Genomic DNA, 26,508 nt, shown 5'->3' on the forward strand with positions numbered 1-26,508 from the left:
GTGGCACAATGGTTCAAAATCCAGGGATTGGCCGAAAACTGTTCGTTGCGTTCAACTATGTAAGTCTCATTGGGCTGTCGATTCTGTGCATTTTGCCGTTAATCCATGTCCTGGCTGTTTCGTTCAGCTCAAGTGCCGCAGCTACAGGCGGCTTGGTTAAGCTTTGGCCCGTGCAGTTTACAACGAGCGCATATAAGTATGCCATGCACAAACCGGAATTTCTTACTGCTCTAGGCGTTTCGCTCAAACGTGTGTTGCTGGGTACTTCCATCAGTATGTTTCTTACTGTGCTTACCGCCTATCCGTTATCCAAAGAAAAACACAAATTTAGCTGGAGAACTGGCTATGCGTGGGTCATGGTATTGACGATGCTATTTCATGGCGGTTTGATTCCATGGTATATGACGATCAAATCGCTTGGATTAATAGACTCCATTTGGGCATTGGTACTGCCAGGAGCCGTTCCAGTGTTTAACGTCATTTTATTGTTGAATTTCTATCGCGGCTTGCCCAAGGAACTGGAAGAATCCGCCTTCATGGACGGCGCGGGCCACTGGACGACTCTATGGCGCATCTATGTACCGCTCTCCATGCCGGCGCTTGCCACGATTTTCTTGTTCACGATTGTTGCCCAATGGAACAGCTGGTTTGACGGACTCATTCTAATGAATTCGCCGTCGAATTATCCGCTGCAGAGCTACTTGCGTACGATTATCGTGAGCAATGATCTGAACATGATGACTTCAACAGATCTGACCTTGCTGCAAGAGCTATCCGAACGCACGGTAAAAACGTCTCAAATCTTCTTGGGTGTGCTGCCGATCCTGATGGTATATCCGTTCCTGCAGCGGTTTTTCGTCAAAGGGATTGTCATGGGCAGTGTGAAAGGATAATAGATATAACTACTATATAAGCTTTAGGAGGCTGATTTTAATGAAAAACATATCAATTGCTTCATATTCGTTTAATGGACTTAGAAAGGAAGGCAAGATCGACTTATTCGGGTATCTGGAGTCGTGCAAATACCGATATGGTCTGGAAACGGCCGACATTTGGAACGGCATGCTGGCCAGTACAGAAGAGGATTACCTGCGCAAGGTCAAGGAGGCGCTTGAAGAGAAAGAGCTTAAGCTCGTTAACTTGTGCGTCGACTGGGCGGATCTGTGGCACGACGATCGTGAACAGCGGGAGGAGCTGCGACGTAATGCGTTAGCCCATCTGCGAGCGGCAGAGTATCTGGGAGCCCGTACGATGCGCTTGGACTTTGGGGTACGTGATCAGACGGATCTAACAGAAGAGCAGTTTGATTGTATTGTTTCTGGATATAAGGAATACAGCGAATTTGCTTACAATGCTGGGTTCAAGGTAGGTCCCGAAAATCACTACGGCGCTCAGCTGTATCCAGATGTCATGCAGCGGGTCTCCGAAGCGGTTGACCATCCGGCTTACGGTATCTTGCTTCACTTTAACCGCTGGCGCAGCGATATCGAGAATGGTGACCGAAGAGTTGCCAAGTACATTATGCATACCCATTTAGATGCTAACAATATGACGAATCGACTTGAGGAGTGCCTCGGTATTTTGCGTGATGCTGAATACAAGGGCTGTTTAGGCTTAGAGTACAATGCACCGGGGGATCAATATGCTGAAGTGGAATGGCTGCTTTCATCCGTAAAGCGTGCGCTTAAAACGAAGCAACTATAAATGAAAAGGAGTACAACTACCATGGGGAAAAAGAGAATCGGCATGATCGGCGTTGGACAAATCGCCAAAGGACACTTGAAGAGATATGCAGAAATCGCAGATGCGGAAATCGTCGCAGCCTGTGATATTAATGAGGCGGAGCTGGATCGCGTTTGTGCGGCAAATCAAATCCCGCATAAGTATACCGATTTCCGTAAAATGCTGGAACGCGATGATCTAGATGCTGTCGATGTATGCCTCCATAATAACTACCACGCGGCCGTAACAATAGCCGCACTGGAAGCTGGTAAGCACGTCTACTGCGAGAAGCCGATTGCTGGCTCCTACATAGACGGCGTCAAGATGCTTCAGGCTGCGGAGGACACCGGCCGCATGCTGCATGTGCAGCTCGGACAGCTGTACACAAAGGAGACGAAGGCAGCCAAGCTGCTCATCGAAGACGGCAAGCTGGGGCGATTGTACCATGCGCGATCGACAGGGTATCGTCGTCGCGGTCGTCCTTACGTCGACGGTTACGGTACGCCGACGTTCGTACGTAAGCAGGAATCCGCCGGTGGGGCATTGTTCGATATGGGGATCTACCATATTTCACAAATGCTGTATCTGCTTGATCAGCAAAAGGTGGAGCGAGTTAGCGGGAAAATTTATCAGGAAACGGACATGGATCCGAAACGGCGCGAGGAGAGCGGCTACAATGTGGAAGAGCTCGGGCTTGGTTTCGTGAAATTCGCTGGTGGCGCATCGCTGGATATTATCGAGGCTTGGGCGATTCATATGAACGAATTCGAGGGCAGCAGCATTGTTGGTTCTCAGGGCGGAATTCGGTTGGCTCCGTTCAGCTATCATACGACCATCAGCGATATGGAAATCGATTCTACTGTGAAGCTGGACGCGATGGATTTCCGCCGACATAAGCTGTTCGAGAATGAGGATGCTTACGATTCCTCTCAAAATCACTGGATTGCAGCGTTACAAGGGCGCGTGCCGCTGCTTCCGACGGCGCAGCTCGCGTTGCAGACGATGCTGATCAGTGAAGGGATTTACATGTCCGACCGACTAGGCAGAGAAGTTACAGCGGACGAAATCATGGCTGAATCCACATCTACAATGATTCATATTTAATGGCCTCCAAACTTGAAAAGCAAACAGCACCGGTGCCCGCGTCTATGTCGGTGTCGATGAACACCAATCTTACTAAGTATTCCATGCACCTCTTTATATTGCTGTACTATATGGCGGTTTCTTCTTACCAGCCATTTTTGAGCTATTGGTTCTCCCAACAGGGGCTGAGTAACAGTCAAATCGGTCTTCTGTATTCACTAGGACCGTTGATTGGACTTGCGGCTCAGCCTGTATGGGGGCTGCTAAGCGACCGTTACGATATCGGCATGCGACTAGTCTTGACGAGTCTTTTACTGACTCCCCTAGTTGCATTCTGTTACCTGCTGGCTGGAGATAGGTTTTACTTGTATATCATGGTGTCCGCCGTATACACCTTTTTGTTCTCCGTCGTAAGACCGAATATGGAGCAGCTGACGGTAGGCCATGCCAAAGCGCACGGTCAAAGCTACGGAAACATCCGGGTGTTGGGATCAATCAGCTTTGCGATTGCGGTGACGCCATTAGGCATTTTGTACAACAAGTTTGGCATCAATACGATGTTTGTCGTCCATATGCTCACGATGGCGCTTTCGTTCGCTGCGCTGCTGCTCGTCAAGCCGGTAAGCTCCGGCACACCGAAGTCGAAAGCGATGGCATCCGGATTTCGGCAGTTGATGGGTAATCGCAATTTTATTTTATTTCTCGTTTGTGCGTTTCTACTCGGCATCGCCAGCAACTTTTACAGTGTATTTTTCCCTATGCTTGTCAGCAATCTGGGGGGCGAAGTGGCACAGAACATCGGCCTGCTTAATACGGTTTCGGCAATCAGTGAATTGCCCTTCTTGATTTTATCGGGGTACTTGCTTAAACGATTTGGTTTTTTCAACATTCTTGCCTTGTGCGCACTCGCAGCTGCGCTGCGCTGGTTCGTGATGTCAATGGAGCCGACATTCGGTTTGCTGCTTATAAATCAAGTACTGCACGGCATAACGTTTGGACTGTACACAGCGGCTGGCATCACTTTCATTTATGAGATGACGCCAGATGGACTTAAAACGACGGGACAAACGATGTTTGCCATTATTTCAGTCAATTTGGCGAGCCTAATATCCAGCAATGGCGGTGGCTGGATTGTGGATCGGTTTAATTTCCATACACTATACACATTAGGTTCGTTATTAGCCCTCCTTGCGGCCCTAATTTTCGGGTACATGGCTATTATGCATCGACGGGAGCGGCGCAATTTGCTGAATCCACACTAATGAGGAGGTAGACAACACCATGGCTTATTTGGAAGAAAGTAAACGTTGGCAGGGCATGTGGATCTGGGCTGATGGCATGGAACGAAACCGTTCAAAGAGACAGCACGAACTCGTCTACTTTCGGCGGGAATTCGAGGTTGAGGATTCAGCAGATGCTAGACTTGTGGTACATGTCTCTGCGGATAGCCGGTATCGTCTTTATTTGAATGGAGAGTCGGTCTCCGTCGGTCCATGTAAAGGGGATAATTGGAATCATTATTATGAAACCGTGGATCTTACCAATTTGCTAAAATCGGGAAAGAATGTGCTAGCGGCGAAGGTGCTGCATTATTTGTATGCTTCCCCGTGGCTTAGCGAGGGCAAAGCCGGTCCAATGTCTGTAACCCGAGCTGAGTTAGGAGGCTTCTGGTTAGATGGGGCCTTGGTAAAGAAGGATGGAACGATCATGGATTCCCTGCATTCCGATGACCAATGGAAATGTAGGGAAGACCAAGGCTTCCATCTTCAACCTACCAAGGTAACTTCCTGGCTAGGGGGGTTGGAGCAAGTGGAAGGCCAGTCTGTTCCACACGGCTGGCAGCAGATTGCTTACGATGACCGCGAATGGCAATCAGCTGTAGCCTTCATGGCTACACGAGACAATTGGGGTCTGTTCTTACCGTGGAATTTGAAAGCGAGGCCGATTCCGCCGCTATACGAGAGGGAAACCAGTTGGTCAAAGGTTGTACGAGCTGAAGGGCTAGAAGTAGGGGAAGTGCAACGGCTGATTGAAGGTTCGGAAGTCTTAACCGTGCCGGCTGGAAGCAAGGTATGGGCGGAATTCGATGTAGGTATGCTGGCAACCGGCTATCTTCAGCTTTCCATGACTGGAGGACCCGGAAGCCTCATTCGTCTGCTTTGTGCGGAATGCTATGAACCGATATCTTCGAACACAGGAAATCGGGGAAAAGGAGTACGCGACCAAGCTGAAGGCGGCTGTCTGCTCGGGGAATACGATCAATATTCCATAGCTGGTGTCGGAACGGAGCAAAGTCCTGAAGTCTATGAGCCGTTTACATTCCGCACGGCCCGTTTCGTCCGTCTGGAAGTGAATGCAGGAGAATCGCCAATATGTGTGACCAAATTTCAGTTCAGGGATACGGGGTACCCGCTTGAGATCGAAGGAGCTTTTTCCTGCTCTGATCCGGAGCTGAATCAAATATGGGATATAAGTATCAATACACTTCAAAGGTGCATACACGAGACCTATGAGGATTGTCCTTATTACGAGCAGTTGCAGTATATCATGGACACCAGGTTGCAGATGATGTTTACCTATCAACTCTCAACGGACGATCGACTGGCAAGGCGCGCGATATTCGACTTCCATAGCTCAAGATTGCCTTCGGGGATGCTGCAATGTCGGTATCCATCAACAGAGCCACGCGTGATTCCGTCCTTCTCGCTCTATTGGATACATATGCTGTATGAGCACTATATGCAATTTGGAGATGTGGAGCTAATTAGATCTTATCGTGCAACGATGTCTGACCTGCTGCAGTGGTTCGACAATTTGCTGACACCTGAGGGACTCGTCGGGGCAACGCCAGACAAGTACTGGGCTTACATCGATAATGTGCATGATTGGACCTCCGGCTCCCCGGCAGGTAGAGAAAACCCGCCTCTAACGATCCTAAGTCTCATGTACGCTGCAGCGCTGGAAAGAGCGGCAAAGCTATTTGAGTGGACGGGTTGGCGAGATGCGTCACGGGAATGCCTTGAAAAGCAAGAGCGAGTTAATGAGGCGGTTCGCACGGTTTGCTGGTCGCAAGATCGTAAGATCTTTGTCGATATACCGCATATGGATAGGACCAGCCAGCATGTACAGATTTGGGCAGTCTTATCGGGTGCGGTCAAAGGCGGAGAAGCACGGGAACTGCTGCTTCGCATGCTGGATGACAAAACGCTAGACAAGGTATCCACGCCAATGTCATTTCAATTATTTAGAGCTTTAGAAATGACCGGATTGTATCAGCATGCCCACCAGCAATGGGATCGTTGGAGAGTCTTCATTGGACAGCATTTGACGACATTTCCAGAAGTCGATCACAAATCTCCGCGAAGCGATTGCCATGCTTGGAGCGCATTGCCACTGTCTGAATTCCCAATGATGGTGTTGGGCGTCCAGCCACTGGAGCCAGGCTTCACCAAAATCCGAGTCGCGCCTCAAATTAAGGGTTTGACTTGGGCGAAGGGGACGCTTCCGACTGTGAAAGGTCCTGTACATGTGGAATGGTCCATCGAAGACGGCAACCATTTCCGAATCACCCTGTCAGCACCCCTGGGTATACCTGTCGAGCTCAGACTTCCTGACGGAACTGAAGTAGCAGTTGCGGATTGTCACTCCTATGAAATTTGGTGCAAGATTGATGAATAAGCAGAAACAGGTTTATTTGATTATACGTGGGGATGATTGTGGTCTTAATCGATCTACGAACGAAGCGCTCCTTGAGGTATGTCAAAAAGGAATTGTGAAAAACGTTTCACTCATGGCTAATGGACCTGCTATAGGAGAAGCAGCCAATCTGTTTGAAGGACATAGCGAAATCTGCTTCGGTCTGCATTTGACTTTCAATTCGGAGTGGGATCGATTGAAATGGGGCGCGATCCAGTCCAAAGAGAAGGTGACCTCGCTTATCGACAGCAACGGTTATTTTTACCCAACGACAGCCTTACTGAAAGAAAATCATCCAAGCGTAGATGAAGCCATATCGGAAGTGCAGGCGCAGTATGACAGACTTCGAGAGCTAGGTTTTCACATTTCGTATGTTGATGAGCATATGCAATTCGGACTTGTCATTGAAGGCTTCATTGAAGCGTTGGATGCCTGGTGCCGCAAAAATGAATTGATTTATTTTCGCTGGATGGACCGTCGCTTGCCCAAGCATTGGAAAGGAACCGATAGAATAGACAACCTGATAGAGTCTCTGAGGGTAGTCGAATCCGGTTGCTACACATGGGTTGGTCATCCTGCCTTCACCTATGAAGATATGCGGCTGCTCGGCAACCAACAATCTTCTTGGGAGAAAGTTGCCTTTGATCGTAAATGGGAGCGGGAGATGTTTCTGAATCAACGTATTATGGACTACTGTACTGAGCATGGCATTCAGCCTATCCGATATGACGAGCTGGATAAATTTCTCTAACCTTTGATTACACCGAACTATCATGGTATTTGAACCGCTGATCCGACATGAAATGATCTCATGTTGGCATTAGCGGTTTTTCTGTTGTTTGTTGTTATTGATTCGGGATGAGCGAATGAGGAATAGGTAAAATTATTATCAGAAAAGACAAAATTAGTACTTTCAGAAATCGCATGAATATTTATACAATGTAAATGAAAGCGCTAACATTATATAGGGGGTGTGACTCGGTACTGTGGCGTTTATTTCAAATCACGAGGAGGATGAATTGGCATGTCGAGAAAAATGAAAGCACTATTATCTGTCTGTGTGTTCGTCGGTGGTCTGGCTGGCTCTGTAGGTGTGGGAGGTTTAACTGCCCACGCAGCAGGCGCTGAGGTGACTGTCTCCAACGAAGTTGCAGGAAAAACGCCATTGCATATCGGCTATAATCAAGGCCATTATTTCCCGGGAAGTAATACGTCCGCTTGGGTGGATTATTCGGGTGTGAATTCCTTTCGGGTCTGGGCACCGATGAATGAGTATGAGCCCGTTGATGACATTGCTCCTTATGGCGATGGTGTAACGGATCTCACTTCTTTCGAGTCTCGCAAAGCTGCTTTACGTGCCAATCCATTGAGCGCAACCTACATAAATTGGACCTATTTTTACGATCGCTTCGCAAACTATATCCAAGCAGGACGGAATAAAACAAACTTGAATTATGCGCTTGATGAACTGAAGCAGCGTAATATTGCCACGATGGTTGTGCTTCATCCGAATATGTGGACCGGTTCAGGGAATTGGCAGGATCGCTGGGAGCTCTGGCAATATGACTATGCTATGGCCTATTATCTCGCCAAAACATACGACATACAAATGTACGAAATGTTCAACGAGCCTGATCATGGTGACAATATCACGGTAAGTCAAGATACGTATATTACGATGCTCCAATTCGGTTCGGATGCCATTCGATCTGCCTTGGCTGACGTAAATGCAAGCTACGGAAAAAGTTTAACGCCACAGATCAGCGCTCCTGTACTTACTCATGCCCAAAGCTCGACAGGCGACTATCACATGGTAGCCGATCCAGATTCGGATACCCGTGATGACACCTATGGGTGGGGTCAGAAGGCGATGATGAATATCCGCAAAGATTACAAAGGAAACACGGTCAACTACGATATCTTCAATATCTTTGGGACGCATAAGTACGGAAATGTGGGCAATGACTTTTACAATGAGATCAATATGATAAATACGAAAATGCAGCAGTTCTCGCCGACAGGCATTGCGCTTCCAATCTACTATACAGAGTTTAATCGTTACAATACGAGTACGTTTACTGCGAATCCTAGTTATAATTTGGAAAACGCGCAAACAGCTGCTGATCTAGGACTCATTTATGGTAAATCGATCTTGGCGGGTGCCAAGGGGTTACTTGCATTTAAATTTAGTAACACGTATTCGGATACGTATGGGTATCAGGGGACAGGGTTCAATTATGTGTCCAATACAGCTCCCTATAATATCGGAGGTGTGAAGAAATCGGCAGAAGTCGTCCGCTTAGCTGCCAAAGGGTTCAAAGATGCGCGTGACCGGTATAAAACGATTTCGAATTCTGCCTACAGTGATTATGCAGCATATACGTCATATGATCCCATCTCAGGGAATTATTACATGCTAGCTATCAACCCAAATGCAACGAACAATTACGATGTGACATTTAATTTGAATGGCTTGGGTATCTATACAGACACAGTCATGTCAGTAGAAGAGGTAAGTCAGAATCATACAGGCGAAGTTACCCAATTGGTTAATATGCCAGTTTCTAGAATGTTCACTTTAACGCAACCGAAGCAAAGTGTTTGGTTGATTACGATTCCGAAAGGGCCTGTGCTGACAGAGAACAAACTGACAGCTTTTGAAGATGCGCAGGTGCAAGGAGGAACGGCTGCTAACACTAATTTTGGCAGCGATACCGTCATGCGAGTCAAGAGAGATTCGAATGCAGCGACGAACAATCGCGTTAGTTATGTCAAATTTAATACAACAGGAATTAACCTTTCCGGCGTTAAGCGTGCGATTCTCAGGGTATCTGGGAAAAATGCCATTGATTCCGCAGATCTAAGTTTTCACGTATATGGCTTATCGAATGACAGCTGGAGCGAATCCTCAATTACATGGAACAATGCACCTAATTTAGATCCAGGCTCTTCTCAAATTACGGGTGTTGGTTCGAGTGCATTTCCAGTGGGGCATCTAACTGTAGATAATATTGATCAAATTGCTCGAATGGATGTCACGGATTTCATCAAGAAGCAACCAGACAGCGCTGTAAGCTTCGCTCTGATTAGAGAGAGTCGATTCAGCGGAGATGATGCAGATGATGCCAGACATGCATTATTGAATACAAGCGAAGCAAGCTCAGGCAGACCTTATTTGGAGTTGTGGTACTAGTTAGCATTTCTGACGAAGATTAACAAAAAAGAGCTCCTACTAAGCAGAAGCATCTGCTTAGTAGGAGCTTATTAACTATTCAATAATCCATTTGATTCTAGACGCTTGCGATACTGACTCGGCGTTATGCCTTCCCGCTTTTTGAAAATACGATTGAAATAGGACGGCTGATAGCCAACCTGACAAGCGACATCATTAATTTTCATATCGGTATCTGTTAACAGCTGCCGGGATTTATCCAAACGCAAATCGGTTAAATAATCAATGAAATTAACGCCAGTCTGCTGCTTAAATGCTTTGCTTAACGTGTAAGGGTTAACGCCGATCGCATCAGAGCACCATTCCAGTGATAAGCTGTCATTGGCATATTGTTCCTGAAGCAAGTTCAAAACCCGGTCAACGGAGAATTCTATTTTCTTCTCTTGGGTGCTGCGAATCTCAGCAACTTCTTCCCAGTAAGGGAGGATGATGGTGGTGACGATCCATTTCTGCATCACTTTGGTTTCTCGAAGCTGATCCCATTGCTCATAAAGACCATTGATCTCATGGGAACCGTACCCCCACTTTTGAAGCGCATGAAACAAAATGCCAAGAAACTGCATCATACCTTGACGAACATAGATTTCCTTACCCTCATCCTCCAAATGTTGAACAAAGCTTGTCATTAATCTTTCTGTTTCACTTGCATCACCGATTCGAATGACATGCAATAATTCTTTTTCGATATCAAATGGGTAAGTGAAGCCTGGTCTCGTAGGAGGAAGAATATCTTCCATGTCGATGATTTGATTCATATCGTTCAGATCCCTGTACCCCAGCGCATATTGAGCGTCTTCGAATGCTTCGGGGATCTCCTGAGCGGATAATGTTGATTTTCCAATCACTTGTGTGACATTCAACTTAAGTAATTGCGTCATCTTTATTTTGATTTCTTCGGCTAAACGATAGAGTTCGCCCCGAAGCTGTACGGACTCCCATTCCTCTGGTACGAGCACGAGCAAGCCGACAGTCATGTTTTGAAAGTTGATAACACAGCCTTCCAAGCCTGCTCTATGTTCAAACAGCTCGATGATAATGTTGGACGCGGAGAACGAAACAAGATGCTCGTCCCCTTCTCGGAAGCGGTTGTTCTCGGTCAAGCCTAGCAAACGAATAAGAAGAACGTTGTAACGTTTGTCTTCTGGATGCCAGCCTAATCCAATCATGCGGTCCTGAAGCTGTTTCTCGGATAATGCATATAAATGACCCTGCAGTAATTGGAGCAGAAAGCCTTCTCGTAAATACGGAAGCTGCTCGTCAATGCGCTTTTTCAGGGATTGCGATTCAGCTGTCAAATGTCGCCAACGGTTCTCAATCACAACGACTTCGTCGTGATGGTCAGGTGTCGGACCGAGCACGCCTCCGAATACTCTTACAAGCCTTAGGATTGGTTCATATAGCTGCCGAGAAGCAAGCAAGGATAGAATGGCTGCCAGTATTAAAGCAATGAGACTGACACCTAAAATGAGTCGGTAAAGGTAGGTTACTGGCTTCGTTAACTGCGAAAGTGAAGTGGCTGTCACGTAGATCCATGGTGAATTGGTTCTGCTAAACTTCTCATACGATAAGGAGTAGCTTTCACCATTTGTACGAAATGTAAAAGCATCCATATTTTTTTGATCTTGTAGAGCTTTGAGCAACAAGGTCTTTTGTTTGGGATTGGAATCAGCCCATTTACCATTGTTGAGGGATAAGACCCAATCTCCTGCTTGATGATAGAGAAAGGAATCGACTTGATTCTCACTACTGACACCTTTCATGAGTTCGGCGAGCTTATTTTGATCTAAATAGATGATTAGTGAACCATCCGGTTTTCCAGAAGTGCGTGGCAGCTTCTGTATGAGAGCGACACCTAACCCATGTCCAGAGAGTGGAGGTAACTTATCCGTCCAAAACAAGCTTTGTCCTGCTTGCATGACAGCAGCAAATACAGTTTGGTTCTGTGTGCCTTCCATTGAAGTAATACCATCTTCACTGGAGATCAGCATGCTGTTATCCGATAGATAGAGATAAGCCTTCTCGATGATCGGGGTAGAGCTCTTGATCGTAGAAAGAGCCTTGTACAGCTCCCAGACGTCTTCATATCCATGATTAATATTAGATTGATTAAGGTTGATGTCAAAGGCGGGATTGAAGGCCCATTTAACTGTAAGGGTTTCCATTTGTGCAAAATAGGTGTCTAATATTTTGGTTGCTTGGGTGACCTGCATTTGGTTGGTATGATTAACTTCCTTCTCAATGCGAGAAACACCAAAATAATAAATGCCAATACCGATGAGCAGCGTGGGCAAGCAGGTAATCAATAGAACAAGAAGCAAGCTTCTTCGATATAAAGAACTGTGAAATCGAACACTTTTTTTCGTGCCGTGGTTTTGCATATGTTCTCCTTATTTGGGAAATAAGTTTGCAAAAAAATCTTAACTTAGGTGATAGTTTAAGTATCTAGCACAGGGAAGAGGGAGTCAATATTTAAATGCTCCCAGCAAAAAAGTGTTAATGCAAAAAAGTACTATAGACCAGACAGTTTGATCGAATTGGTCTATAAAATGCATGCAAAAAAATCGGGTTGTTGGAAATTTCGTATGCCATTACGCTGAGTTCAGCTAGAAAAATTTATAGAAAAGGAGGCAAGCAACAGTGAGTCAATCTACTGATCAAAGGCTTTCTACTTGGTTTTCTACTACACGACAGGAACCCAAGCGTAGGAAGAAGTCATTGTTCTGGCAGCATTTGCGGCGCGATAAATATTTGTATCTACTCGTATTACCTGGTCTTCTTTATTTCATCGTGTTTAAATATGTACCCATGTATGGGATCATCGTTGCCTTTCAGGATTACACACCGTACATGGGTGTACTGAAAAGTAAATGGGTGGGCTTCGAACACTTCGAGCGCTTCTTCTCGACAGCTGATTTTTGGATATTATTTCGGAATACCATGGCCATTTCGTTTTTGAAGCTGTTTTTCTTTTTCCCATTACCCATTATGCTTTCCCTTTTATTAAATGAACTTCGTCATGCGCCTTACAAGAAGATCATACAATCCGTTGTATATTTACCGCACTTCCTATCCTGGGTTATTATTTCAGGCATTACATTTCTTATGCTTTCCCAGTCGGAAGGAATTGTAAATAAAGTGCTGGATGCTTTGGGATTTGCCAAATTTGACTTTCTCACGAATCCAGACATCTTCTGGGGATTAATTGTTGGACAAACCATTTGGAAGGAATGCGGCTGGGGCACAATTATCTTCCTGGCTGCGATTGCAGGTGTTGATCCTCAATTATATGAAGCTGCCAAAATGGATGGAGCCAATCGGGTGCGTCAAATGTGGCATGTTACCCTGCCAGCCATTAAAAATGTGATTGTGATCCTGTTAATTATCCGATTAGGTGATATTATGGATGTCGGCTTCGAGCATATCTACCTGATGATGAATGGAGCGGTTAACACAGTAGCGGATGTATTTGACACGTATGTGTATCGAGCGGGTGTCCAGCATGGACAGTTTAGCTATAGTACAGCCATCGGACTTTTTAAATCAATTGTAGGGCTAATCCTTGTAATTCTTGCTAATAAAATAGCTAAAAAGGCTGGCGAAGAGGGCGTTTACTGAGTCTACCAGAAAGGAGGATACCTGTATGAAACGAAGTTTGGGTGATAAAATATTTGATAACGTAAACATTGTTATTCTTGGACTCATTGGACTCGTTTGCCTGTTTCCCATCTACTACGTATTCGTCCTGTCCTTTACAGAACCAACCGAATATTATAGAGGCGGTCTAATTCTATTCCCAACAGAGTGGAGCTTTAAATCTTACCAATACTTGCTTTCTACGAAAGCGTTTCCGCGAGCGCTAAGTGTCAGTGGCTTTCTAGCCATTGTGGGTACCATCATGTCGCTCATTATCACATCTGCAATGGCCTATGGACTGTCACGGAAAAGGTTAATGGGACGTAGATGGATCATGCTTATGATTCTTATTACGATGATTTTTAGCCCAGGATTAATTCCGCAATATTTATTAGTTCGGGAGCTTGGACTCATTAACAGTATTTGGTCTCTTATCATTCCAAGTTTGACAAGTGGCTGGTATGTGCTATTAATGAAGGGCTTCTTTGACAGCATTCCCGTGTCTCTTGAAGAGGCTGCAATCATTGATGGAAGTACAGACATCGGTGTCTGGTGGCGCATCATACTTCCGCTTTCTTTACCTGCATTGGCAGCATTCGGTTTGTTCTATGCGGTTCATTATTGGAACACCTATTTCAATGCCGTCATGTACATCAGCGATTTTAAAAAGCTGCCCTTGCAAGTACTCTTACGTAATATGCTGCTTGATCCGTCGACAGCCGGTGGCGGTGAAATGGGACAAGCAGCGATGCAGGAGGTTAGACTTCCGGCGGAGACACTGAAGATGGCTGCAGTCGTCATAGCGACATTGCCGATTATGCTCGTTTACCCTTTCTTGCAGAAGCATTTCGCCAAAGGTGCTATGGTGGGTTCAGTAAAGGAATGAAATTGCAGTAAACCAAATTAGATATAGAGGTGGTTATTAAATGAAAGTGAAAATGAAAAAAACTATGCTAGCCATGTTGGCCCCTACTCTCGTATTATCGACGTTACTTACAGCATGTGGGGACTCAGCTAAAGAAGGTTCAACTACTGCTAAAGCAGAGGACTTGACGCCGACAGATATTAGCATCTTCACGACGTTCTTTGGCTCTGAGCCTCCCGGCGAGGATAATGTCATTAAGAAAGAAATAGAGAAGCGCAGCAATACGAAGTTGAATATTTCTTGGATCAGCACAGAAGCCGAGCAAAAGGCCAACGTGATGCTCGCATCCGGGGACATTCCGGACTTGATGTTTATTAGTAATATTAATTCAGCACAGTTTACGTCAATGGTTAATCAAGGTGCCTTTTGGGATGTAACACCATTCTTGAAAGATTATCCGAATTTAATGAAATTCCCTGAAGATACATGGATCTACACGCGAATTAATGGCAAAAATTTCGGTATTCCTCGTGTACGGCCAACGGAAGGCGGCAGCTTCCCCTATGTTCGTAAAGATTGGCTGGATAAGCTTGGTTTGAAAACACCAACCAACATGGATGAGGTTTATACGGTGCTTAAAGCATTTGTAGAAAAGGATCCGGATGGCAATGGGAAGGCAGATACGGTCGGAATGGTCGGCCTCGCAAGTGAAACAAGTATGAACACACTGGCATGGGTCGAAAACATATTCAATAAAGCAAACGGCGAGTATGCGATGGTAGACGGAAAGCTGATCAATAAGAACATTCTGCCTGGAACCCGCGAGGCGCTTGTCTGGTTGAATAAAGCGTACAACGAGAAGTTGATTCCACAAGATTTCGCTGTGTTAAAATCGGCACAGGCTTCGTCTATGATGAAATCCAACAAAGGCGGTATGTATTATGGGCCACCTGAGGCGGCATGGCCGGATGTAGAAGACCTAAGAAAATTGGGCATCAAAGAAGCAGATACGTTGCCGCTGATCTCGCTTAACGGAGTGACCTTTCGAGATGCAGGATTCTTCGGCATGTACGCGATTCCGAAAACGGTTCCTGAAGCAAAGCTGAAGAAAATTTTGAAGTTCATGGATTACGGTGCTTCGGACGAAGGCTCGACACTGGGTAACTATGGCATCAAGGACATCCATTTCAAAGATGAAAATGGGATTAAAATCGCGACACCGCAAGCAACGAAAGATGTGGTCTCTTCCCAAACCTTTGGACAAATTTATCAAAGCTACGATAAATATTTCCGAGCATACCGTGTCGGTATGGATGCCGTAACCTTTGAACGCAACAAGAAAATTATTGATGAGCGCGCTAAAGTAAGTATCCCAGATTACGGTAAAGGGTTGTACTCGGTAACGGATGAGAAACTGGGAGCCGACTATACCAAAAAACTGATTGCTCTGAAAGTGAAAATCATTATGGGCAAAGAGCAAATTGGAGCTTGGGATACGTATATCGATCAGCTGAAAAACGACGCTAACTTTAAGAAAATCGAGACAGAGATTAACGAAGCTTACAAAGTCAGAATGGGTAAAAAGTAAGCGTTTGAGAAGGAGAGGATGGAAGTGGCGGCTTCTAAAGTAACTACATTTGAGGACATTGAATCTAAGTTAACAAAGTTTCTAGCAAGGCAAGGCACGACTGAGCTGAGCCCCGACATAAGCGTAAATCGTGAAACGTATTTGGATCTGGTACAAGGCATTGTAGATTTCTTCAAAGCGCATCAGGATGACAGGGGAGCGATAATAGATCCTGTCATCGGCGGGGAAAGGCAGTATTCTACGCCTTGCTTTGCGGCGACGACTGCGGCGTTAGTGAAATTTCGGGGGAGAGCAGATTTATTGGAGCCCTCCTGCAGGGCCCTAACTTATAGCCTGGAATGCCTAATTCAAGGAAACGCATCATGCAATAACCATGGAAATTTCTATACCACACAGGTTGTGCATGCCTTTTCGTGGCTGCAAGACATTGTCGAACCATCGTTGGTTGCAAAATGGAAGAGCATGTTTGCCCTTGTGAAGTCTGAAACGGCGTATCGCCAAGCCTTTCATAACTGGTCAGTTGTCGCCTATGCGGGAGAAGTCATGCGTTTGGAGCAAGGGCTTGGCGGAAATCTGGAAGAGATTGATGCCAATCTCGATATCCAGGTGCCACTTGTAACAGAATTAGGCATGTACGTAGATCCAAACGGCCCTTTGTCTTACGATTTATTTTCTCGCTTGTTTTTTCAAATGATGCTGAATCATAGTTACAACGGACGGCACAAGGCATTTCTTCAAGATGCATCGCTTAAGGGAGCCATCACCTCGTTGTTCATGCAGAGTCCGACTGGTGAAATTCTACTCGGTGGCCGCAGTGCTCAGCATCAATGGAACGAAGCCGAGCAGTGCTATGTGTTTGAATCGTATGCGAGGCACTACCATAAGCTGGGGGATCAAGCCATGGCAGGCGCATTCAAACGGGCAGCCAAGCTGTCGCTTGCTTCCATCACTCGCTGGGTGAGACCGACAGGCGAGCTCAATATTGTGCGCAATTGGTATGATCCAAGCGAACGTGTCGGTTACGAAGGCTACTCCTTCCACTCCCAATACAACTTGTTATGTGGCTTCATGCTAGCCTCATGCTATGCCCAAGCGGATGAGTCTATTCCTGAAAAAGCGTGCCCCGCTGAAACAGGCGGTTACGCCCTATGGATTGAATCTCATTTTCGAAAGCTAGTCTTACATGGCGGCGGGTACTATGCGGTTATCCAAACGAAGGGAGAAAGGAACTACAATCCTACGGGGATCATTCGTATTCAAAAGCGCGGAATGACGCTGCCAATTGGTCCTGCAGATATGGTAGCAACTGAGAAGAATCCCGAAGAAGGTGCGATTTCTTATGCGATCAGCACGTACTACCGGGAGAAATGGCAGCGCACTGCCGATATGACACGTGGCGAACTGGATGAAGTGAAGGTAGATATTCTAGAAGAGCACCCTGATCGGGTTGTGGCTCAGCTCACGTATATTGGCGGACTCGCCGTGAATATTTGGAAGCGTAAAATTACTTTGGATAAAACAGGTGTAACCGTTGAGGATGAAGGCTCTATGAATTTCCATGAGGAAATTCCGATTCTATTGTTTGATGGTCGAGATGAGTCGGAGGTTATTCTCTCAGACCGTCAATCTCAAGTGAGGCTTCGTGACGAACTGCAGCAGGTGATAATTCTTGAACCTGCCGATGCAGGACTAGCTTGGACGGAGCGAACCGGTTTGTCACGGAATGGCAAACTCGGTTCCCTTATGTATGCGACGAAGGGGAACAAGACTTCATACCGAGTTACGCTAAGCAAAGTGTAGCCGATATCCATAGAAGGGAGAGCGTGACGATGACACATAAGCATACACAGATTAATTCTTGGATTGACGAGGCCTGGGAGCGTACAGTTGAAAAAGTTAGTAAAACAAGTCGACGGATCGGGGCAACCTTTCCTCATATTACCGTAAATGGGAAGTATGATAGTGCGAAGGCAGAGTGGTGGACTAGCGGCTTTTGGCCAGGTTTGTTATGGCTCATGTACAGGGAAACTGGAGATGAACAGTTACGGGAATACGCAGCTTCCTGCGAAGAGCAACTGGATAGTGTCCTGGAAAACTTTTACCAGTTAAGTCATGATATTGGATTTATGTGGAGTTTATCAGCCGTAGCCCAACATAAACTGACGGGAAATGAGCAATCGAAACGACGTGGATTGATTGCAGCTAGTCATTTGGCTGGTCGTTTCAACTTGAAAGGAAACTTCCTACGCGCTTGGTCTGACAGCGCGACTGAAAGTCGTGCGGGCTGGGCGATCATTGACTGTACCATGAACTTGCCAATCCTTTATTGGGCGTCGGAAACACTGAATGATCCTAGATTTAAGTATATTGCGATGGCACATGCGGACACGGTTCTACGCGAATTTGTTCGTGAAGATGGCTCGGTGAGACATATCGTTTGCTTTGACCCCCATACAGGGGAACGAGTGAGCGTTCGGGCGGGACAAGGCCACTCGGAGGACTCTGCATGGTCAAGAGGTAATGCTTGGGCCCTGCATGGACTTATTCTTTCCTATCGGTATACCAAAGAGCAGCGATATTTGGATGCTGTGAAACGTGTTGCTCATTATTTCATTTCTGCTTTACCTGAAGATCATGTACCCTATTGGGATTTCCGTGCACCGAAGGAAGAACAGGACTGCGTGGATACATCAGCAGCCGCTTGTGCAGCGAGTGGTCTTCTCGAAATAGCGAATTGGGTTCCGGAGCTGGAAGCATCCCTTTATAGAGAAGCGGGAGAACGTATCCTAAGATCGCTCTATGAAAATTACGGAGCTTGGGACAGCGATGAAGAGGGGCTCGTGACGAAAGGAACGATTTATTATAAATCGGAACGGTATCCGAATCATGTTCCTATCATATACGGCGACTTCTTCTTTGTGGAGGGTTTGACGAAGCTGAAGGGGCAGAGGGAAGTGCTGTGGTAGATATGATTCGGGAAGATCTAATGGTGATGGAACAAAGTGACTGGCTGGATGATGCATGGGATCAGGTTATTCATAAAATTGGAAAGACAAGCAAGCGGATTGGTGTCAGCTTTCCCCATGCTTCCAAAGAAGGTGCGTATGATGCGATGCCTGTTGCTTGGTGGACAGGCGGCTTCTGGCCAGGTCTTCTGTGGTTGCTATACAGACAAACCGGCGATGCCTCTCTAAGGAAGATTGCGGAAGATACAGAAGAATTGATGGATGAAACGCTGCGCGAATTTGATAAATTCGATCATGACGCTGGCTTCCTCTGGAGCTTGACGAGCGTTGCCCAATATAAGCTAGTTGGCAACGAACCATCCAAACGGCGCGCGCTCGTTGCTGCAAGCCATTTGGCAGGAAGGTTCAACCTCCGTGGGAGATTCATCCGTGCCTGGAACGATAAACCGACCTCGATTCGGACGGGCTGGTCCATCATCGATACGATGATGAATCTTCCGCTTCTATTCTGGGCATCGGAGACGTTAAATGATCCAAGATTCGCTCATATTGCGATGGCACATGCGGATACGGTATTGGAGCATTTCGTTGATCCGGATGGGGCCGTGCGTCATATCGTCCAATTTGACCCAGAAACGGGAATGGTGGTTGAGGTCAAAGGAGGGCAGGGTTACTCCCCGACTTCCGCTTGGTCTCGCGGGGCAGCATGGGCACTGCATGGTATGATTCTGACCTACAAGTATACACAGGAGCAGCGATACTTGCTTGCTGCAAAACGCATAGCTCATTTCTTTTTGGCTAATCTGCCCGATGATCATGTGCCGCATTGGGACTTCCGAGCACCTGAAGCGAACCCTCGAGGTCTGGATACTTCGGCTGCAGCATGCGCAGCTAGTGGATTTCTTGAGATTGCCAAAGCGGTTGATCCCACTGAAAGTGAGCTATACAGGGATGCTGCTGAGCGTATGGTTAAATCGCTCTATGAGAACTATGGAACATGGCAGGACGACGGGGAAGAAGGTCTAATCCGAATGGGAACCGTTAACTTCAACTCGGGTAGGTATGTGAACCTGCCGCTCATTTATGGCGATTATTTCTTTGTTGAAGCACTTGCCAAGCTGAGAGGGCAAGATCAGGTATTTTGGTAAACGGGCAATGAATTGAATTCAGACCTTAGATGGATGCAGACTCGCTGGAAGATAATCTTCTGGCGAGTCGCTTTTTGGAAGGCATAGAAGCTAGTATGAGTAGTTTGGAAGCGCTTACTATCAGCGATAGATAAGAATGCTAGGAGGAATTAAAGAATGAATTCTCGGTTCAGGTTGATGAAAGTCTTGCATTTCGTCGTTTTAGTAACCATGTTAGTGAATGTATTAATACCTCTTGGGATAGCTCCTGTAGTTACAGCTGCAGCAACGTCAATCAATTTGGCTGCTGGTAAATCGTACACGTCTAGCACCTCTTATAATACAAGTCCTTGGGCGACTTCGAAAGCGTTCGACGGTGACCCGAATACCGCTTGGAGACATACAACAGCGGATACTTCTCCGTGGCTTCAAGTGGATTTAGGAGCTTCATTGAATATCAATCAAATTAAATTGCGCACACCAAATATCAGTTCAACGGATTATGCTTCCAGACCCATAAACTTTGAACTTCAATATTCCAATGATCTGCTCAGTTGGACTTCCGTCTATAAAACTCCTGCAGGTGTAACGGATTCAATTGGAAGCGTGGCTTCACGTTCCTTTGACTTCGCTACAGTTCAAGGGAGATATGTGCGGTTTTGGATACCAACTGCGCCTACGCCAGCTTCTGGCGCAACCATTGCTGGCATTTCCGAATTTGAAGTTTATCTTAACCCTCCAGCGATAAGCGGTGTGGTGATTGACAAACCATCGATCACCCTGGGCAGGAATGGGAATAGTACGCTAAATGCGACGGTCCTACCTGCTGGAGCAGACCAGAGCGTGAGCTGGTCAACTAGCGATCCAACCGTAGCTACGGTAAGCAGCAGCGGTACCGTATCAGGGATGGGCATGGGGCACGCAATGATTAGAGCAACAAGTGTTACGGATGCGACTTACTTTTATGAAACGGATGTGAATGTAATCCTTTCGGATAAAAAAGAGCTTACATCATTCAGCTTCCATAATACGAGCTCCACATGGAATGGCAGTATTGATGAGAGTCATGGAACTATTTCGGTTCAGATACCTGAGGGAGTGCCGTTTAGTTCATTAGTCGCTCATTTTCAGACGGTTGGTGAGGCTGTTTATGTGAATAATACACTGCAAATTAGTGGCGTGACCGCCAATGATTTCTCCACACCCATTACTTATCGTGTCGTCGCAGAAGATCAAACCTCCAAACAATATGTGGTAACCGTAACGAGTCGCGGTGAGTCTCAGAAGGAGCTAATGACGTTTTCTTTTAACGATTTGAACCCGGCAGTAAATGCCTTCATCGATGGAGAGAACGTAAATGTTGTCGTTCCTAGTGATACGAACTTGACGAACTTAGTGCCGAGCTTCACTTATTTAGGCAAGCGCATAGCGTTGAATGGAACAATACCTATAAGCGGGGTTACAAGCCAGGATTTATCGGATTCGGTTACCTATACGGTATATGCGGATGACAACTCCTACAGAAATTATACCGTCAATGTGTATAAACAGCTCTCTGGCAATCCGGTTAATATGGCTTTGGGAACGAAGGCGACAGCTACGAGTACAGCCTTTTATAAGAACCCGCCTGAAACGCTTGTTGACGGGAAAGAAGATACATTTTGGCGGAGAATGAGTACAGATTTAGTACCTAATTACGCAACAATTGAGTTGCCGGCCGTATCTCTCTTTAATAAAATTGTGTTAAAAGAGGCACTTCGCAACGGCGCATACCGCACCGTGAGTTTCTCACTGTATGCTTCTACAGACGGGCAGTATTGGACCAAGTTGCATGATGGAGGCACGATTACGCAAAGGTTAGAGGTTAGCTTTAGTACGATTGCAGCCAAATATGTGCGACTGGTTGTGACGGCGGACGATACGTTCGATCAGCCTTTCATTGCAGAGATTGAAGTATATAACAATACGAAGCCTGCTGCTTCGCTTATACTCCCATCCCCGACGGAATTGTTAACGGGCGAATTGAAACCCATTCAGGCAGCCATTCTGCCGACTGCTGCCGATCAACGTGTCATGTGGAGCTCGTCGGATCCATCTGTGGCTACAGTGGATAAACAAGGACTGGTAACAGGCATATCTGCAGGTACTGCAGTTATCCGTGCAAGAAGCATTTCGAATCCAACGATTCAGTCTTCCACGCAGGTGACAGTCAAAGCTCAAATCAGTACTGCTAAGGAAATAACGGCATTTACGATCAATAATGTATCCCCTATAAGCAGTACGATAGACGATAATATCATTACTGTTACGGCCCCAGTAGGAACGGATGTAACCCGCCTAGTCGCCAGCTTTGCCAGCACAGGAAACCGAGTGACGGTGAACGGAGCAGAGCAAAAGAGTGATATTACGGTAAATAACTTCACAGACCCTGTTATCTATACCGTCTGGGCGGCTGATGGAACGAAGAGAGCGTATACCGTTCAAGTTGTTCTCAAAGGAGATACCAAGGATCTGACGTCATTCCGCATGGACGGCTTGACGACAAGCGTAAATGGTACGATATTTTCAGGGATAAGCAGCCGTACCATCGAACAAGTCGCTGGCGGCATGTATACCATAAATGATAATTACAATAACAGCATCGAGTTAATTGTTCCTGAAGCTGCTGATATCACTCATCTCGTGGCGACTTTCGAAACTTCTGGCGATAGGGTAGAAGTGAATGGAACTGTTCAAACGAGCGGTGTAACCGCAAATGATTTCTCAAATCCCGTTCTGTATACCGTGAAGGCACAGAATGGTACGATCAAAACCTATAAGGTCACCGCTTATAAGCAGCCGACCGAAGCATCTGTGATTGTGACCAATCAGGTGGTCGGTAAAACGATGAAAGATGTAGGTTTCAGCGGCTCCTTCTTTCTGAAGAATGACAATATCCCTGCGTGGCTGAAATATGCCAATGTGAATGCAGTCCGTTATTGGGTTTCTCCAACGCGTTTTATTACGGAAGCCAATGTGAATCGTTCAACGGATGTGAATAGTGTTGCTGCATTTGACGCCATGAAGAATGACCTGCGGGCGAAAATGGATAGCCATATGACGGACAATACGTATCTGAATTGGCCAGTCATCAAATCGAATTTTGATCATCTCTGGGATGGTACGGCTGAATTCAATATCGATTACAATATGCAGACGTTTAAAGAACTTGGGCTCGATGTCATTGTGGAGATGCATGATGGTGTTTATGGGGGATATGTGAACGATACGGACCCTTTGAAATGGCAAATCATGTGGAAAAAATGGCAAACGTATTACGCGGAAGCCTTCTATTTAGCCAAAAACTATGGCATTACGAAGTTTGAAGGACCGAATGAACCAGAGGTATTCATGAAGGTAAGTACTTCACCGGAAGACCGGGCACAGGAGGTTAACAAGGTTACATTTTTTCTGAAAATCATTGCAGATGCGGTCAAGAGTGCAGTAGAAGATGTGAATCGCTTGGAAGGAACGCAGTATACAGCAACTTTCGCAGGACCAACCTTGGCTTCTAGTGGGTTAAGTGATATTGCCAAGGAAACGATGAATGGTAACCGTACGAACTATCGTGGAGAAGCCGTTAATTTTAATCTCATTGATGTCTTTGTGAAGCATACGTATTCAAGTGGTGCGGATGACTATGGCAGGGAAATCGATGAAATGAATGGGATGATGCAGACGCAGTCTGTGAATCAGCAAGCATTGCCGATCATGTATACCGAGTTTAACTATGCTGCTGGCGCAAACTGGAAAACATTAAACATAACCGGGGATACGCCGAAAGTGTTTCGTACAGAAGCAATGACCTGGCAGACTGCGATGGACAAGAAAGCACAAGCCATGTATCAGTTCAAGTCTAGTAATGTATACACAGGCATTAATGGGAACGCGGTTATGTTTATGTATGACCGTTCAAGGGATCCAGCTCAGAATCTTGTGCTTGGCAAATCAGTAACGGCAAGCTCCAATCAAGCTAATGCAGGCAAAGTTGTGGACGGCGATTCCAGTGATGGATCCGCCTGGATAAGTGGGGCAGGTACCAATCATACGTTAGACATTGATTTAGGCGGAACGAAAACGATCAAACAAGTGAAAATTGATTTGGGTGACGCGTTGTATGATCCCGCGCTAAATAAATTTACGGGAACCTTTGGCAACTTTAAGCTTCAATATTTAGATGCAGACGGGGCTACTTGGAAAGACATTGTTAATGTTACGACGAATGCAAATAACTCAGCAGGTGACGTCATCAACCCGGTGACCACGAATAAGCTGCGATTTACTTCAACAGCAACTGGACCTATTAAAATTAGAGAAGTGTACGCCTCTGAACAAATTCCCGTCTATGATATCGGCGGACCGACGAAGAATGCGGAAGTGACGCGTCTATTTGCAGAAGGTTTCAAGAATGCACGTGATTTATATGCGACAACCGCCGTGGCGAAGTATGATACGAATTATGAAGCGTCGACGGCTTTCGATCCTGTGACGAACAATTATTATATCTGGATGCCACAAACCAGTGATCAAGTTGATTACCGAACAACCATTGACTTGTCAGCGCTAGATGTAAAACCAGGGAATTTAGTGTCCATTCGGGAGGTTAGCACATCGAGCTTTGGCGGTGTCGTGTACAGAGCTCCATTAGCAGCGGATAAGAAACTGACGCTCATGCAACCTAAACAAAGCGTGTGGTTAGTCACTGTTTCAAAGGGGGCCCCCATGTCAAGGCCGGTTACCGTAATAGCAAGTGAAGATGCCCAAGTTTCATTAGGGGCTTCGCTTTCTACAAACTTTGGGGGCAATCCTAGTATGACTGTTCGTCAGAGTACGAGTACACTTGATCATAATTCTGCAGCGTACTTGAAATTCCCAGCCTCTAAGGGCGCTCAAGTCGCGAACTTGAAAGTTTTCGGCATGCTGAACGAGGCATCAAGGTTAGATAATTTCGATATCAATGTCTATGGAATCTCAGATTCGGTATGGACAGAAGAAACGATAACTGGAAGTAATGCGCCTCATTTAAATGCTAAAGCTACTTATTTAACCGATCTCGGAGTTACAGCCGAACCACTAGGTATGATGACCTTCACCAAAACTGGTGGATACAGTTCTGTGGATGTGACAGAGTATGTGAAACGTCATGCTGATACTCCACTGTCCTTTGTACTCATCAAAGAGAAAAGAAATTATGCAGAAGTCAACGACAATGAGATGGTTGTGTTGAGCTCTCGGGAGGGGAATTCTGCTGAGCAGCCCGTATTGGAATTGTGGAGTTCTGATCCTGCAAGTCCTGATTCTGAAAGCCCAACTGCTGTCATAGCGCCAGTAAGTGGGAACGAGCCACAAATCAAGCTTCATTCATCTGGCGAGGTCAGTGTGGAAGCAAAACCTACGCTTGCTGCTTCAACAGGTATTGCGAAGGCAACTTTAAGCGAGGACTTACTTAAACATGCAGCCGGTAAAGTGATGGCAAATGAACGTGGTGATAAGACCGTTTCGATCAATCTCGCCAAGGTGGATGGAGCGAAGGCCTACGAACTGAGTTTTGCGGCGAGCACGCTGGATTCAGGTGATGCTAAGCAGAAATGGGAAATTCGGACTGAATTCGGTAACATGACTGTACCTTCTAATCTGTTGCGTGCTGATGAAGTTGGGAATTCACCTTACGTAACGATATCAATTGCCGCAGCTGACAAGACGAAGCTTGAGGAGAATGTTAGATTGTCTATTGGCAACCGTCCATTCCTCGAATTGAACGTGATGGTGAATGACAAGACGATTGCATGGCGTAACCCGGACGCACCAGTAACGATCGCCATTCCATACAAGCCTTCACCGGAAGAACAAGCGAATCCAGAGCATATTGTTATCTGGTATGTAGATGGTCAAGGCCATATTCAAACGGTAGCGAATGGCAAATACAATTCGGCAACGGGTGCAGTTACATTTACGACGACGCATTTCAGCCAATACGCCGTTAGTTATACGAAGAAATCGTTTGATGATCTCCTTCAAGTGAAGTGGGCTCAACATGAGATCGAAGTGCTCGCTGCCAAAGGAATTATTTCGGGAACTTCAGAATCGACGTTTCAACCATTGGCGAATATCTCTAGAGCGGATTTCCTGCTGCTTCTCATTCAAACATTAGGACTAACCGATGCTAATGGAGTGACTGGGCATGGCTTCACAGATGTTTCAGTCTCGGATTACTATTACGATGCTGTAGCTGTTGCAGCGAAGCTTGGTATTGCAGTGGGAGACGTAGGCAATCGCTTCGCACCTCACGCAACAATCTCACGTCAGGATATGATGGTACTTACAGCTCGTGCGTTACAAGCCGTATCGATGCAGGTGAGTGACGTCGATGTTCAAGAGTTGAAGCGTTTTGCAGATTATAAGGACATAGCTTCTTATGCAGCAAGCAGTGTGGCAATGATGGTGAAGGAAGATTTGATTCAAGGTGATGTCAACGGACTGAATCCGATCGGACAGCTGTCTAGAGCGGAAGCAGCTGTACTGATCTATCGCCTATATAACAAATACAGCAACTAATT

15 protein-coding genes are annotated in these 26,508 nt (G+C 46.1%); 14 read left to right on the forward strand and 1 reads right to left on the reverse strand.

Annotation, left to right across the window (positions count from 1 at the left end; all coding sequences use genetic code 11):
* Nucleotides 1-8: 8 nt before the first annotated feature.
* From AC58QG_RS17385 to AC58QG_RS17415, 7 genes are all read left to right on the forward strand, one after another.
* Nucleotides 9-893 (forward strand): carbohydrate ABC transporter permease, encoded by an 885-nt coding sequence (locus tag AC58QG_RS17385; protein ID WP_497363371.1) that lies wholly within the window; start codon nt 9-11, stop codon nt 891-893.
* A gap of 40 nt (nt 894-933) precedes the next feature.
* Nucleotides 934-1,704: a sugar phosphate isomerase/epimerase family protein gene (locus AC58QG_RS17390; RefSeq protein ID WP_497363372.1), complete on the forward strand. Its 771-nt coding sequence runs from the start codon at nt 934-936 to the stop codon at nt 1,702-1,704.
* 21 nt (nt 1,705-1,725) lie between these two features.
* A complete protein-coding gene (locus tag AC58QG_RS17395; protein WP_497363373.1) occupies nt 1,726-2,826 on the forward strand; it encodes a Gfo/Idh/MocA family protein in 1,101 nt (366 codons plus the stop codon).
* Nucleotides 2,827-2,870: 44 nt separating this feature from the next.
* Nucleotides 2,871-4,067, forward strand: coding sequence for an MFS transporter (locus tag AC58QG_RS17400; RefSeq protein ID WP_497363374.1), 1,197 nt, complete (start codon nt 2,871-2,873; stop codon nt 4,065-4,067).
* Between the two features lie 19 nt (nt 4,068-4,086).
* Nucleotides 4,087-6,483 (forward strand): alpha-L-rhamnosidase-related protein, encoded by a 2,397-nt coding sequence (locus AC58QG_RS17405; protein ID WP_497363375.1) that lies wholly within the window; start codon nt 4,087-4,089, stop codon nt 6,481-6,483.
* Nucleotides 6,476-7,252, forward strand: a complete 777-nt coding sequence (locus tag AC58QG_RS17410; RefSeq protein WP_497363376.1) for a ChbG/HpnK family deacetylase — start codon at nt 6,476-6,478, stop codon at nt 7,250-7,252. Before AC58QG_RS17405 ends, AC58QG_RS17410 begins: the two co-directional genes overlap by 8 nt.
* A gap of 273 nt (nt 7,253-7,525) precedes the next feature.
* Nucleotides 7,526-9,694 (forward strand): CBM96 family carbohydrate-binding protein, encoded by a 2,169-nt coding sequence (locus AC58QG_RS17415; RefSeq protein ID WP_497363377.1) that lies wholly within the window; start codon nt 7,526-7,528, stop codon nt 9,692-9,694.
* A gap of 71 nt (nt 9,695-9,765) precedes the next feature.
* On the opposite strand, the gene AC58QG_RS17420 is transcribed toward AC58QG_RS17415, so the two are convergent.
* On the reverse strand, nt 9,766-12,111 hold the full coding sequence (locus AC58QG_RS17420) for an AraC family transcriptional regulator (RefSeq protein ID WP_497363378.1): 2,346 nt from the start codon (nt 12,109-12,111) through the stop codon (nt 9,766-9,768).
* A 259-nt stretch (nt 12,112-12,370) separates the two neighbouring features.
* On the opposite strand from AC58QG_RS17420, the gene AC58QG_RS17425 reads away from it, so the two are divergent.
* The 7 genes from AC58QG_RS17425 to AC58QG_RS17455 all read left to right on the forward strand — a co-directional run bounded on the left by AC58QG_RS17425 (nt 12,371) and on the right by AC58QG_RS17455 (nt 26,506).
* A complete protein-coding gene (locus tag AC58QG_RS17425) occupies nt 12,371-13,348 on the forward strand; it encodes an ABC transporter permease (RefSeq protein ID WP_497363379.1) in 978 nt (325 codons plus the stop codon).
* Nucleotides 13,349-13,373: 25 nt separating this feature from the next.
* Entirely contained in the window at nt 13,374-14,252 is an 879-nt protein-coding gene (locus tag AC58QG_RS17430; protein ID WP_497363380.1) for a carbohydrate ABC transporter permease, read from the forward strand.
* Nucleotides 14,253-14,292: 40 nt separating this feature from the next.
* On the forward strand, nt 14,293-15,819 hold the full coding sequence (locus AC58QG_RS17435; RefSeq protein WP_497363381.1) for a type 2 periplasmic-binding domain-containing protein: 1,527 nt from the start codon (nt 14,293-14,295) through the stop codon (nt 15,817-15,819).
* A gap of 24 nt (nt 15,820-15,843) precedes the next feature.
* Nucleotides 15,844-17,619: a hypothetical protein gene (locus tag AC58QG_RS17440; protein WP_497363382.1), complete on the forward strand. Its 1,776-nt coding sequence runs from the start codon at nt 15,844-15,846 to the stop codon at nt 17,617-17,619.
* 29 nt (nt 17,620-17,648) lie between these two features.
* Complete coding sequence (locus tag AC58QG_RS17445; protein ID WP_497363383.1) at nt 17,649-18,785, forward strand: glycoside hydrolase family 88 protein; 1,137 nt, start codon at nt 17,649-17,651, stop codon at nt 18,783-18,785.
* 2 nt (nt 18,786-18,787) lie between these two features.
* The gene (locus AC58QG_RS17450) at nt 18,788-19,933 is read left to right on the forward strand and encodes a glycoside hydrolase family 88 protein (RefSeq protein WP_497363384.1); all 1,146 of its coding nucleotides are present in this window, start codon (nt 18,788-18,790) and stop codon (nt 19,931-19,933) included.
* 156 nt (nt 19,934-20,089) lie between these two features.
* Nucleotides 20,090-26,506 carry a discoidin domain-containing protein gene (locus AC58QG_RS17455; RefSeq protein WP_497363385.1) on the forward strand — a complete coding sequence of 2,139 codons (6,417 nt, stop codon included), beginning with the start codon at nt 20,090-20,092 and terminating at the stop codon, nt 26,504-26,506.
* Nucleotides 26,507-26,508 lie beyond the last annotated feature (2 nt).

The sequence above is a fragment of the Paenibacillus sp. J22P169 genome, assembly GCF_059691995.1.